This is a genomic window from Haloarchaeobius sp. HME9146, from assembly GCF_025399835.1.
Lineage (GTDB): Archaea > Halobacteriota > Halobacteria > Halobacteriales > Natrialbaceae > Haloarchaeobius.
The window spans coordinates 310,010-323,214 of record NZ_JAODVR010000002.1; the positions used below are offsets into that span (position 1 = coordinate 310,010).

The 13,205-nt window shown below is 53.8% G+C and carries 12 protein-coding genes; 7 read left to right on the forward strand and 5 right to left on the reverse strand.

Annotated elements, in window-relative coordinates; genetic code table 11:
• Positions 1-21: 21 nt before the first annotated feature.
• The 3 genes from N6C22_RS19315 to N6C22_RS19325 all read left to right on the forward strand — a co-directional run bounded on the left by N6C22_RS19315 (position 22) and on the right by N6C22_RS19325 (position 4,157).
• A complete protein-coding gene (locus N6C22_RS19315) occupies positions 22-1,107 on the forward strand; it encodes a polysaccharide pyruvyl transferase family protein (protein WP_261652841.1) in 1,086 nt (361 codons plus the stop codon).
• Positions 1,104-2,264, forward strand: coding sequence for a glycosyltransferase family 4 protein (locus tag N6C22_RS19320; RefSeq protein ID WP_261652842.1), 1,161 nt, complete (start codon positions 1,104-1,106; stop codon positions 2,262-2,264). The genes N6C22_RS19315 and N6C22_RS19320 overlap by 4 nt, the downstream gene beginning before the upstream one ends.
• A 900-nt stretch (positions 2,265-3,164) precedes the next feature.
• Positions 3,165-4,157, forward strand: coding sequence for a hypothetical protein (locus tag N6C22_RS19325; protein ID WP_261652843.1), 993 nt, complete (start codon positions 3,165-3,167; stop codon positions 4,155-4,157).
• Between the two features lie 7 nt (positions 4,158-4,164).
• Here N6C22_RS19325 and N6C22_RS19330 read toward each other — a convergent pair whose 3' ends face one another.
• The 3 genes from N6C22_RS19330 to N6C22_RS19340 form a co-directional block, all read right to left on the reverse strand.
• On the reverse strand, positions 4,165-5,271 hold the full coding sequence (locus tag N6C22_RS19330) for a glycosyltransferase family 4 protein (protein ID WP_261652844.1): 1,107 nt from the start codon (positions 5,269-5,271) through the stop codon (positions 4,165-4,167).
• 63 nt (positions 5,272-5,334) lie between these two features.
• Positions 5,335-6,225 (reverse strand): hypothetical protein, encoded by an 891-nt coding sequence (locus N6C22_RS19335; protein WP_261652845.1) that lies wholly within the window; start codon positions 6,223-6,225, stop codon positions 5,335-5,337.
• Positions 6,226-6,342: 117 nt separating this feature from the next.
• Complete coding sequence (locus tag N6C22_RS19340; RefSeq protein WP_261652846.1) at positions 6,343-7,869, reverse strand: oligosaccharide flippase family protein; 1,527 nt, start codon at positions 7,867-7,869, stop codon at positions 6,343-6,345.
• Between the two features lie 295 nt (positions 7,870-8,164).
• On the opposite strand from N6C22_RS19340, the gene N6C22_RS19345 reads away from it, so the two are divergent.
• From N6C22_RS19345 to N6C22_RS19355, 3 genes are read left to right on the forward strand one after another with little or no spacing between them, the layout of a single operon-like run.
• Positions 8,165-8,629: a dTDP-4-dehydrorhamnose 3,5-epimerase family protein gene (locus tag N6C22_RS19345; RefSeq protein ID WP_261652847.1), complete on the forward strand. Its 465-nt coding sequence runs from the start codon at positions 8,165-8,167 to the stop codon at positions 8,627-8,629.
• 4 nt (positions 8,630-8,633) lie between these two features.
• The gene (locus tag N6C22_RS19350) at positions 8,634-9,707 is read left to right on the forward strand and encodes a glucose-1-phosphate thymidylyltransferase (RefSeq protein WP_261652848.1); all 1,074 of its coding nucleotides are present in this window, start codon (positions 8,634-8,636) and stop codon (positions 9,705-9,707) included.
• Between the two features lie 2 nt (positions 9,708-9,709).
• The gene (locus tag N6C22_RS19355) at positions 9,710-9,889 is read left to right on the forward strand and encodes a hypothetical protein (RefSeq protein WP_261652849.1); all 180 of its coding nucleotides are present in this window, start codon (positions 9,710-9,712) and stop codon (positions 9,887-9,889) included.
• Here the strand turns inward: N6C22_RS19355 and rfbD are convergent, their stop codons facing one another.
• Positions 9,890-10,777, reverse strand: a complete 888-nt coding sequence (rfbD, locus tag N6C22_RS19360; protein WP_261652850.1) for a dTDP-4-dehydrorhamnose reductase — start codon at positions 10,775-10,777, stop codon at positions 9,890-9,892. It lies immediately after the preceding gene.
• 52 nt (positions 10,778-10,829) lie between these two features.
• Here rfbD and rfbB point away from each other — a divergent pair, with 52 nt between their 5' ends.
• Entirely contained in the window at positions 10,830-11,753 is a 924-nt protein-coding gene (rfbB, locus tag N6C22_RS19365) for a dTDP-glucose 4,6-dehydratase (protein WP_261652851.1), read from the forward strand.
• Positions 11,754-11,841: 88 nt separating this feature from the next.
• Here the strand turns inward: rfbB and N6C22_RS19370 are convergent, their stop codons facing one another.
• Positions 11,842-13,035 (reverse strand): glycosyltransferase family 2 protein, encoded by a 1,194-nt coding sequence (locus tag N6C22_RS19370; RefSeq protein ID WP_261653163.1) that lies wholly within the window; start codon positions 13,033-13,035, stop codon positions 11,842-11,844.
• Positions 13,036-13,205: the final 170 nt, after the last annotated feature.

Sequence of the window (13,205 nt, forward strand, 5' to 3'; positions counted from 1 at the left end):
CGCCGTATCGATTGGATAGTCATGTCTACCAGTTTTTTTGTTCTCGGTTACTTCGGATTTGGCAACGCTGGGGATGACTCTATCGGTAGAGCAACCGTTCAGCAGTTGCGTAGGAGCACCGAAGGTGCCGATATTTCGACAGTATCCGCGAACGGCGAGTTCGACCCTGGAGGCAACGTTCGGTTGATCGACTTCTCGTTCGGTGCTATCGCGGCGGCGGTCTGGCGCGCAGACGAACTGATACTTACTGGCGGTAGTCACTTCCATGACGAAAGGTCTAGTCTCGCGAGCCTGAAGGTCAACGTGTTCTACCTCCTCGTGGTTTCGGTCGCCATATTGTCGTCGACGAACGTTCACGCCCTCGGTCACGGAATTGGACCACTCTCGCGGACTTCGTCTCGTGTGCTCGCCTCACTAGTACTGCGACTCGCAGAGACGGTGACGGTCCGAGATCCGGAGTCTAGAAAGGTCGCGCGGAATCTGGGTGTCGACGCGAAGTTGACCTTCGATCACGCTGCACTACTGGAGACCAACGATCTGGACCACTCAACCGAACGACTGGGGGTCTCGGTGACGCCAGCGTTCCGCAAGTACCACGACAGTCCCGACCGCGACGATCAATTGGTCGCGGATCTGGCCACAGTGCTTGACGACGCGCTCGACGGTGATCGATGGGATGGAGTGACGGTGTTCGCGTTCCACAACGGGGACGCGAATGGGGACGTGTTGCTGTCGGAACGTCTCCGTCGGCATATGGAGACTACGGACGTCACCGTCGAGACGTACGACGACGACCCAGTCGCGTTCCTCAATTCTATCTCGTCGATGGATGTGTTCCTCGGCATGAAGTACCACTCACTGGTCTTCGCGTACCTTACAGACGTGCCGGTGGTCTCAATTAGCTATCACCCCAAGTGCGATTGGTTCCAGAACTATACCAAGACGGATGATTCGTGCGCGACCCAGATGACCAACGCGTCTGAATCGACCCTCTCGGAGTTGGTTGCGCGGCTCTCCGACGAGAACGGCATGTGTCAAGCGACGCTCCCGAGGAAGCGTGCCGAAGAACTGGCTTCCAAAAGCATCAAGTCCGCAATCAATAAATGAGTGAAGAAACCGAGTCCACGTTCATCATGCACGTGCTCCCCAAGAACAAACACGGTGGCATCAGCCTCCAGGTACTGGATGTCGCGCGCTCTTTGGGCGAACGTGGTTACGAGAACCTGTTGGTGTTCCCCGACGAAGACGACGACGATTTCCACTCCTACGCGGCCGACCAAGGAGTTCCGTCCGAACGCCTGCCGTATCGAATGCCCAAGGAGTTCGACTCTCTCAGCTCCGTGCTATCGAACGTGATGTGGGTGCTCGGATTCATGTTCTCCGTCTGGAGTATCCGGAACGAAATCAAGGAAACGTCTCCGGACGTTGTTCACCTGAACGGTCTCCTCGTGCTTCAGCCTGCGGTCGCTGCAGCACTCGAAGACGTCGAGATAGTGTGGTATCTCGTGAGCGATATCTACCCGGAATGGTTGGTACGGTTGCTTATCCCGTTTGTGAACTACGTTTCGAGTGAGGTCGTGTTGATTTCCGAATCAAACCGGTCGTACTACAGACAGGACGGTCGGGACGTACCGGTCATTCCGGGAACGATCGACATGAGCCGTCTGACCGACGGTACAGTCTCCGGCGAACGCAAACGAGATTTCCGCGACACGCATGGAATTGATCCAGATCTTCCGATCGTCTTGACACTCGCGAAGTTGAACGAGGTGAAGAGCCAGAAATCAGTGGTTGAAGCAATCGTCGACATGGACCTTGAAGTCCAGTACCTCGTTGCAGGGCCCAAACAAGACGAACAGTACGCAACAGAACTCGAAGTCCTCGCAGAGCGCGAGGGCGTCGGTGATCGCGTCCACGTCACCGGCTTCGTCGACGACAAAGCGGCGGCGCTGGCGATTGCCGACGTGTTCGTCCTTCCCTCCTCGGGCGAGGGGACGCCCCTGGCCATCATGGAAGCGATGAAGACCGGAACACCGGTAATCGCCAGTCGAGTCGGCGGTGTTCCGGAGATGCTAGCGGACGGCGACGCCGGACAACTGGTTGATTACGGCTCTCCCGGAGAACTTCGAGACGCACTCAACCGTTATTTAAGCGACCCTGAGCTCATAGAGAAGCATACCAAGGCCGCAGAATCCAGAGTCTGCCAAAAGTACGGAATCCAAAGCGTGACAAACGACTACGTAAACGTCTATGAGTCACTGTAGGATTCACACCGTGATTTCGGCGAGGTACAAACTCAGCGGTAAGATACCCGACAAATGTTCCGCGGATTACGGACACCCAAACCATTTCGCACGTGAGATATGAACGGATCACAAGCAAATTCGACCATCGGGCCGGTTAAATCCAGACGCACTGTCCGAGTCACGATTATCGTACTCTGTTTGATTATTACGGCCATTAATATCAGATATCTTTCATATCGGGGCGTCTCTTTCGGACCAGCACATTTCCGATTCGGTAGGTACAATACCATCGTTACAGCGGCTGAATCTGGATTCTATCCACCGCCAGAAAATGCAGCGAGCATCGCCAACCTACGGGTCTCGATCGAAGATCATTGGACACACATATTCTACCATTCAACGCTCCTGAACTTTTTTGGGTTCGAGAGTGAAGCGGAGCGCTTCTGGTATTTCCGATACGTCGTCGCCACTCCCCTAGCAGTAGGTGGAGCACTCGTTACGCTCGTGCGCCGCAGACACGCGTCCGTTCCATGGTGGGCACAAGTGCTTGTTTTCGTCTTACCGTGGTACGGTGGCTTGTTGTTCATAGGCCGAACTAATTCCTCTCTAAACGCTTTCAGCTTCGGCGCGGCGTTTTTTGTCCTATGCGTTGTTGGTTTATTACAGTTAGAGTCTGGGCAGAATCCAAAAAGGTGGGGGGGGTTAAGTATACTATTCGCTTTGTTCACAATTGGATTCCGTCACACCGCAGGACTCGTCCTCCTCATGTCTGTGTTTTGTCTATTAGTCGGTACTCTCGTCCTCCCACTTCAGAACACGAGACGAATAATTACTATCTGCTTGTCTATCATAGTCGTATTATTCATAAATAGCGCCGTCATATTCCAGTTCTATACCAATCAACTTGTCCGAGTGTTGTTGTACCTCCTAAATCCAATAAGCGATCAAACCGGGATTTCGGCTACCCCGGGAGAGGTAGGAATAAATGTCGGCTTGGGGGAAATACTCTCAATTGTCGACCACGCAATCATATGGCTCCTCGTAGCCGTCACCGGAACCCTTGCCTTCTTAGTCTCCATTCATCACTGGAAAAATCAAATCGGGGGGCGTTCAACTACAGGAATAAACGGTCTTAAACAGGCACCCACCAATACAATTCAACGAGATCCCACCGTCAGAAACTTGCTCTTATACGGTGCGCTGCTGGCAGGTGTGGCACTCTCGATGGTAGCCTTCGTGTTTCATTCTGGGGTAGGAGGCCTAATCCGCCGAACGACACAATATGGAACTATCTTTGCTTACATCGGGTTACCGTTGTTACTCCAAATCACCTACCGCCGCAATCTCATTCCAGATGTAACTGAAGAATCCGTTACTATGTGGCAGAGAAGGCTGAAAGTCTTCACAGTCACGGCCGTGCTGCTACTGTCGGTCGTGTCACCTGCCTCGTTCCTCGCAACACCAACCATACCGAACTCGAATCAATACCTCAGTCCCGCCGAGGTGCAGGGCACCACGACCTCCAGCGAGTTCATGCCTATAGACGACCGGGTCTACGGTTCTTACCACATCGCATCACCGTACGTTGCTGTCCAAGAACACGTAGTTGGTTTCGGATTTCGGAGGTTCACCGATACTGAGATCGAATTCCTTCTAGATAGTTTATATTACGAGCCGAAGCTGTATTCGACGAAACGAGCTATCGGAATGCTCAATGAGGAGTATGGGAAGGTCAGTTTCTTGGTATTCAGCACTCGCGAAAGTGAAGAGCTTGGCATACAGACTCGAGCTCGTAGGTGGCCACCTGCACCTCAGAACCACCCTCAGGGACACGACCAGCAACCGATTTCCAGTCGAATCTATACGAATGGTGAGGTCATCGTTTATCGGGTGAAAAACAACACGTCCTGAACGAAAGTCAGAGGTCAGTAACTGCTGTGTCTATAACGGTCTCCAACTGGTCTACATACGATTCAACTGTGTAATCTTTAACGACCATCTGGTAGCCGGCTTCAGCAAGCCTATTCTTTTCACCCTCATCGTTTATTAGCCGTTCGATATTGCTCACCCAATCTTCCGTAGTGTCAGCTAAGAGTCCCGTCTCGTCGTGCGTAAGGAGATCACCATACGCAAGAGCGTCAGATGCTACAACCGGTAATCCCATCGCTAGATGTTCCAATACCTTGATTATTGACTTCCCCTCCATCATTTCGTCGGACGGATTCAGTGGCAAGACTGCGATATCGAACGTAGCCATCTCTCTCCGCACCTGCTTAAGTGGGATTCGGTCATTGTACCCGTAATCAACATCCACATACTGTTCAACTTCAGTGAAGGTGTCTCTGATTTCTCCATTGCCGAGACTGCTAACCATCCGGAACGTGATGTCGTACTTCTTTCCCAACGTCATCAACGGCTCCCGCAGTAGCCTAAGGTTGTGCTCGTGACCGGGGCCGATTCCCATCCATCCGAGAACAGTCGAATCGTATGTCGCTGCCGGGTCGGTTTCCTTCTGGAAGACGGAAGCGTCAACCGGGGTTGGTATCGTCGTGATGTTTGAGTTGAGACTCGATAGCTCCGACTCAATATTGCTGTTTCCGGTTGTTACGTGTGCCGCCTGCTGAATAACTTTATCAAGGAATATCCGGCCGGGTATCGGGATGGGTGTCTCGTCTATTCGCTTCTGATGATAGAGTGCGTCGTCAATGTCGAATATCAGTGGAATCTCTTTGCGGTTACAGAGGAGAGCAGCCAAATACGCAGTTGGGCTCCCATCGCGATTCATCACGACCGCGTCGTACGATCCGCCATTGGATAGTAGCTCCACAATTCCTGCTCCCGCAACGTATCTGAACGGACGACCGAAGATAGATCGTTGCTTCCCATGAATCACTGAAACGTTATATTCGCGTTCCCTCAATTCGTCTGCAATCGGGTCTATCCTATGCTGCGTACTCTGGTCAGTAACTCCAGCTTTAGACAGAAAGAGAACTTCTCTCGAACCCGCTGCCGCGCCGTCAGTCATCCCGTACCCCCATCGTAATACGTGGCCCAAAAACCGATGCAGACAGTTTAGCGTGAGTACGCATTACTTGTACCCGAGGTCCCTGAGTCTTTCTTCAACAGACGAACCCACGTCTTCTGACTCTGAAACTTCACCGTCAACTATTTGTCTCCGTTCGGAGAATGGAAGCTCAAGCCACGGAACGTCGACGAGTTCTTCAACGAACTTGTGGCTAGGGTGACCGTAGATCCCCCATCTTCCGAAACAGTTGCCGTGATCGGAAGTGACGACTGTTTTTCCTCTTAAATCGTTCTTGAGGCCCTTTATTACTGGAAGGACAAGATTAAGATTCTCTCGATACGCCTTTCGGATAGTTCCTTCATCTATATTCCTTGCTTCAAGATGGTCCCAAATCGAGTTGTCGTCTCGTTCGTCTGGTTCGATACCCGTCTTGGCTTTAATATTTTGTTCCAGTCCCCGACCAGTTTCACCGATGAAAGGATAGTGTGGTTGGACGAAGTGCGATATCAGGCGCTTATTCGGGAAGAGTTCTGCTACCTCTAGTGTTCGTTCCGCGACCGCCTCCGGGGGGATGGTCCGCAGTTCTTTGTCCCACGCGTCTCGCCAGACGTGTTCGACGTGCGCGAACCGATCAGCCATCCCCTCTTTTTCGAACTGTGGTGTCGCGGTGACGTACACGGTATCGGGGAACTCGTGTCCGTCGAAGTTCGAGTGGAGGAACTCGACAGTGTGAGATCCCGCCGAGGTTACCTTGGAGAGCTCGCCGGGTAAGGTGTTACACTCCGCAAAGAGGTCGTACCGACAGGCGTCGAGGATGAGCAGGTTGTCCCAATCACGGGTCATCAGTTTGACGCCAGTCTCCCCCCGGAAGTGGCGGTGGTATCGCCAGTGGAGGTGGTGGAATACCGAAGCAGGGTTGCGCGCCGCGGAGAGAGCGCGGTTTATCGTACCCATTTGTGTATGCATGTCAGATTTTCATTTGCATAGGTATACCGGTTCGCGGAACGACGCGACTCTGACTGATATCGACGTGACACAGGGCGGCAGTCACAATCCAAGCCATCATTACGCTCACTCCCCCGGAGACAAGACCATCTCGACTAAGCGAATCGTGAGCCGACGGTCAAGTTTGGCAATCAGTTTGACGTCTCCCTGCGTGAATCCTCCCAGGGTTCGCAACCCTATCAGGAATGAAACGGCACTGATTAGCGGGAGGAGACACGCGACCACAATCTGTCGGTTGACGACTGACACGAAGGTGATACCCAGTGCGAATGCCAAGGCGCCTGCCATCCAAACCCGAACGGTCCGCCAGGAATATGGCTGAAACCCCTTCAACAGGTATATTTCTAAGACACCAACGGCTCCCGCTACTGTCAGTCCACAACCTGTGGCGATTCCTGCACCGAGGATACCGAATCGTGGTACCAAGACGAAATCCAGAAACGCATTGATGCCCACCAATAGCACTGTATTGAACAGCGTCAGTCGGGTGTGTCCCAGTCCTTCCAAGATCATGCCCTCGGGACCGTAACCCGCGTTTATCATGTAGCCAACGGCGAGTGCAGCAACAGCGGGGCCTGCTACGGTGTACGCTTCAGTGAATACGATCCCGAGATATACATCTGGCGCTACGATGAGCGGGACCGCTAGTGGAATCGTGAGAATCGTAATCCATCTGGTAGCGAGTCGGTATCGCTCTCTCAAAACGTTACTGTCGTGGCGGTTCTCAGACACCATCGGTTTGAACACCGGCGTGAGCGCGGTCAATACGATTAGAAGGTTCACAGCTAGCATGTACCCAACCCTGTAGTACCCAACCTCGTCAGAATTCTGAAAGAAGCCGATTACGAAATAGTCAATTTGCGAGACGAGAGTGTACATCACGCCGGCGAAGACGAGTGGCAGTGAGTACGAGAGGAGGGAACGGTTTGAGATTGCATCGAAAGAGGAGTACCGTATCCAATCGGCCTCCCGGAAGAGCATGACGATACCGAAGGCGACTGCTACGCTGACTCCGAGCAGATATCCTCCAACGAGTCCGGCTAAGCCTGCACCGGCACTTAGGAATGCAACCACCGCGAAGACTCGACCCAGTGGGTTGAGGACGTCACGCATCACTACCCGATACCTCATTCTTTTTATACTATTGAACGAAGTAACGACAGTCCTGTTGAGGGTCTGTAACGGGATCAGTACGAAAAACAGCGAAAGCACGAGAGTGAGCTCGGACTCGTCAAAAAGCATCGAAAGTTCGTCTCTGAGCACGAACAGCGCTATTGCTCCGACGGAGGATGAATACATCCCAATGAGAAGTGAATTACGCAGGACCGTTCTTGCACGCCCGTATTCCCTGTCCTTTAGATATGCTGGAATGAAGTAGTCGATTGATCTGTAGATGTTGAGACTCGCGAAGCCTTGAACGAACATGACAATCGACAGCCCCAGCGTGAACACGCCGTACTCCGAGGGAGAAACCATCCGCGTGACGACAGCGATGAAACCGAACCCCAGGATCTTACGGGAGATGTTCCCGACCAACGTAATTCCTCCCTGTCTGGCGAGCGTCACTATGCTATCCCTGTTTCCCTCACTCATTGGAAACACCCCAGAGTCCACGTCCATTAATACTTCTCAATCAGCTTTCAGTCCAATCAAACGATTGTCCTTCTTCGGCGTCCCTCCGTTGAGATGGAACTTCCTCGCCCAGTACAATTCGAGTTGGCGTGCATTCAACTAGAACCCGGTGCATCGTTGGGAGGTGTTGGAGTGCACGAACGGCGCAAGGCATTCGCAGACGCGCGCGACTGCCAAGTGAAGCAGTCCGGAGAGCGATGTGACGTTCTACCAACCCATTAGAGTTAACCCCCCTCCTATCGCACCAACATATGAAATGATAGATGGCGTGGAGATACGTGACCTGCAAGTAAACACCGACGAGCGCGGTCATCTCGTCGAAGTCTTCCGCGAAGACTGGGAAGAGTACGACCCAAAACCCGCGATGTCCTACTTCTCAATGACCTACCCAGGTATCATCCGTGCCTGGCATCGACACCTCGAAGGCCAGATTGACCACTTCGTCTGCCCGAAAGGGCGCGTCAAGGTCGGTATTTACGACGACCGCGAAGACTCCCCCACACAGGGCGAGTTAAACACCTTCGTCATTGGCGAGCACAACCAGAAGGTCATCCGCATCCCGGAAGAATGCTGGCACGGCTTCAAAGCCATTGGCGACGAGCCATCATTCCTAATCAATTATCCGACCCAGCTCTACGACTATGACGACCCCGACGAGGAGCGAATTCCCTACGACACGGACAAAATACCTTTAGACTGGGAAGAAGAACCACACAAATAGTACGATGAAAGGGGTACTCCTATCAGGGGGAACAGGCTCACGGCTCCGCCCAATTACCCACACTGGCCCGAAACAGCTCGTCCCAGTTGCGAACAAACCTGTCCTCGAGTACGCAATTGAAGACCTGAAAGAAGCGGGGATTACCGAAATCGGTGTTATCCTCGGAAACAAGGGACGCAAAGCCATCCAAGAGCTCCTCGGCGACGGCTCGAAATATGGCGTCGAAATCACGTACATCATCCAGGGCAATCCACTAGGACTAGCACACGCAGCCGGGTGCGCAAAAGATTTTGTCGGCGACGACGACTTCGTGATGTACCTCGGTGACAACATCCTCAAGCAGGGTGTCACCGAATTAGTCGACTCCTTCGAGGCAGGAGACCACGGAGCTGGCATCGCCCTCCAGGAGGTCGACAATCCCCAGCAGTTCGGTATCGCAGACGTCGACGAGCAGGGGAACGTCACCGAGCTCATCGAGAAGCCGGACGAGCCACCGACGAACCTCGCACTCATTGGGATGTACGTCTTCTCACCTGCGGTATTCGACGCCATCGAGAGACTCGAACCATCCTGGCGTGGCGAACTCGAAATCACCGACGCGATTCAGCTTCTCCTCGACGACGGCCACGACATCGACTCGCACGTCGTCACCGGGTGGTGGAAAGACACCGGGAAGCCGCAAGACATGCTCGAAGCGAACCACCTCGTCCTAGAGGGCAAGTCGCTCCATCTCGACGGGACCGTCGAGGACGGTGCAGAAACAGACGGCCGCATCGAGCTCGCCGAGTCAGCCGTCATCGAATCGGGTGCGGTCGTCCGTGGACCAGTCTCGATTGCCGAAAATACGACGATCAAGAGCGGCACCTACGTGGGACCGTACACCTCGATTGGTCCGAACTCGACTTTAGAGGGCATCCACATTGAGAACAGCGTCGTCATCGGGGACTCTAACATCGCGGCTGCTGGCCGAATCGTTGATAGCCTGCTCGGTCGAAGTGCGAATGTCAAAAGCGCTGATGAACTCCTCCCCGAGGGTCGGCGGCTCGTGGTCGGTGAAAACTCACAACTCAAGCTCTAACAATGCGCATCATCACTCACACCTGTCCGACGTGCGGAACCATCGTCGCGGCAAACGAGATCGAGTCGAACCGCGTGATGAAGTGCCCCGGCCTCGAGTGCCAAGAAGTACTTCGATTCGAGGACCTCAACGAAGACGCCAGGGAACACTTCCTCGAGAACCGGGAACGCTACCAGATGTAGCTACAACGCGTCTCGAATCTCTTTTAGATCCTCTGACAGAGTTGGTTGAGAACGTCCCAGTGTCGTCTCTACTCGCCCAACATCGAGGCAAGAGTACGTAGGTCTAGTCGCTGTCCGGTCGATGTCCTCCGTGGAGCCCTCAGTAAGCAACGCGTCACCTCGTCCAAGAATATCAGTAATCGCCTCACCGAACTGATAGGGAGTAACACACGATGTGGATGCGATGTGATAGTCCCCAGAAACTCCTTCTTCTACGAGTTCCAGTATCGTATCGGCAGCCTGGCCAGCTCTCGTCGGCGTCACCCACTGATCAGTGAACAGAGGAATATTCGAACCATCGTCAATCTGGCCAGTAACCCAGGCTGGGAACCCAGTCAATTGCTCACGGCTTCGATGAATCCCATACACGAAGGAGAGACGCGCAATCAAAGCGTCCTCGGACACGTCTCTAACCGCATGCTCCCCTGCGAGCTTAGACTGCCCATACACCTGAACCGGATTCGTCTCCGCGCCCTCAGTGTAGGGCTCTCGGGCCTTACCATCGAAAACGTAGTCAGTCGAGACATGAACGAATCTGCTGCCGAGTTCTTCGCACTGTTCCGCGAGTCGCCCAGGTGCCTCTCCATTCAGCGTACGTGCCTGTTCAGGATTCTCTTCACACCCATCAACATCCGTCATGGCAGCACAGTTGACTACGATATCAGGATCGTGTTCTTTCAGGATTTCCTCGAACCAACTAGTCGCCTCTAAATCGAACTGTGTGAGCGGTGCGTCGAAGTCCGGCTTCGTAGAGTGATACGTCCCAGAGACTTCCCAGTCTCGTTGAAAACAAGCGTCGACCACATTACTCCCGAGAAGTCCATTGGCCCCAACAACGAGCACGTCCATGTGAGAATGTTCCGACAGTAATGTAAATAGGTGCCGCTAATGAGGTACTATCATGCGCATTCTGGTCACCGGTGGTGCTGGATTCATCGGTTCGAATTTCGTTCACTACGTTCTGGATAAGCACGACGAAGACGAAATCGTTACGCTGGACGCACTTACCTACGCAGGTTCACGAGACAATCTCGATGGCGTTCTCGATGACCCACGTCACGAGTTCGTGGAAGGAGACATTCGCGACCGTGACCTTGTCGCTGAACTAGTCGAGGACGTCGACGCTATCGTCAACTTCGCCGCTGAATCGCACGTCGATAGGTCTATTCAGGGTGCAGAACCCTTTGTGTCCACGAACGTACAGGGCACACAGACCCTCCTCGATGCTGCAGTAGAGGCGAATGTGGATCGATTTCTCCAGATATCCACCGACGAAGTATACGGACAGATTCTTGAAGGGAAGTTCAGCGAAGACGACCGCCTGAATCCACGGAACCCGTATTCTGCGACGAAGGCGAGCGCTGATTTACTGGCAAAGAGCTACCAGACGACCCACGGTCTCTCGGTGCTCATCACTCGAACTTGCAACAATTTCGGCCCCCGCCAGCACTCCGAGAAGCTCATTCCGAAGTTCCTCCAGAAAGCCGCCGCAGGCGAGGAACTTCCGGTGTACGGTGACGGGTCGAACGTACGCGAGTGGATCTACGTCGAAGACAACTGTCGTGCTCTTGACCTCGTTCTACGCGAAGGTGAACCAGGAGAAGTCTACAACATCGGTAGCGACGAGGAGAGAACCAATCTGGAAGTCACTGAAGCCATTCTCAATGCGGTCGGTGGGTCCAAGGATCAGATTACCTTCGTGGAGGATCGGGCTGGCCACGACCAGCGATATGCACTCGAATCGAACAAGGTGAAGGAATTGGGGTGGAGGGCGACAACTTCGTTCGAGGAAGGTTTAGAACGAGCCGTCGATTACTACCTATAGTTAGTTAGATTCTGAACTATTGGAGCACTTCGAACAGAGTACGGCAAGGGCTGTTTCGTTCTATCGACGAGAGAGAGAAGATCGAGTTTCAGCTCTGCTGTGCGAGCGTGCTCAGGAAGAACGAACCGAATACAGTTTGCAGTCCAAGCACGATTAGCGTGAAAGCAGCGACGTCCAGCGTTAGTGACGGTAGGGTACCGTATCCTGCGGAGATCCACTGGACCACAGTGTAGCCAGCCCACAGTCCACCGACTGCGAACATCACAGTCCCAACACTCGCACTACGCTCGAGGCTCACACCAGAGCGAATCCGCCGAGTGACCGGATCGTTCGGCTTCCGAATCGGATCCGAGGCAATCGAAGAGAAGATGCCGAGGCTCCCGACCTGGTATCCAACCATGGTGAACAGACTGCCGGCAATCATGGTCCGAATACCGAATGTGGCTTCACCAATCGAAACCCCGAGTCCAGCCATCCCCATCAGCACTAATCCAACAAGCCCCATCACGAGACCAGGAACAGAGAACAGATACCCGGGAGCATTAACTAACATGAACCGGACGTGCCGCCACCCGTCCTTAAAGCTCTCAAGCTTCTCCTCGCCTTCGCGCTCGTGATAGATAATCGGCTTCTCCTGAATCTCCAGGTCACGAGCCCCAGCCTCCATAATCATCTCGCTGGCGAACTCCATCCCATCCGAACTCAAATCCATCCGCTCGTATGCATCCCGAGTAAACACCCGAAATCCAGAGTGAGCGTCACTCACACCAGCACCGTAGAACACGTTCAGGAACTTCGTCAGCAGCGGGTTCCCGATGTACTGGTGCAGCGTCGGCATCGCGCCGTCTCGAATCTCCCCCTCCAGACGACTACCCATGACCATGTCAGCCTCACCAGCCTCCACGGGCTCCAGCAATCGCGGAATCTGCTCGAAGTCGTACGTAGTATCAGCGTCACCCATGACGATGTACTGGCCACGGGTGTGCTCGAACGCAAAACGGTAGGCGTAGCCGTACCCCTTGCCGTCGGGTTCGACGACGATCGCACCGTTCTCTCGAGCGAGCTCGGGTGTCCGATCGGTCGAGTCGTCACTGACGATAATCTCGCCAGTGAGTCCCGACTCCGCAAGCGCAGTCTTCACACGGTCGATACACTCGACGATGCCCTCCTCTTCGTTCATCGTGGGCATCACGACGCTGATAACCGGGTCCTGTTCGCTGTCGGCATCGAGGAGCAACTCTCCCCCTTCCTTCACTGACCCCTTCGATTCCACCGTCCCCATATCAGGAGATGTCTCTCCCTGTTGTCTCGTTGCCATCCGAATTCCTCAGAGTTCCACGCTACGCTTCTTTATCGGTGAGTCACCGCACTGCACACAGACATATTCGTCCGCAGTGGTTTCGGTCACCGGTGCGTTGCAGCGTATGCATTTGATCTTGGCTCCTCTGGCCC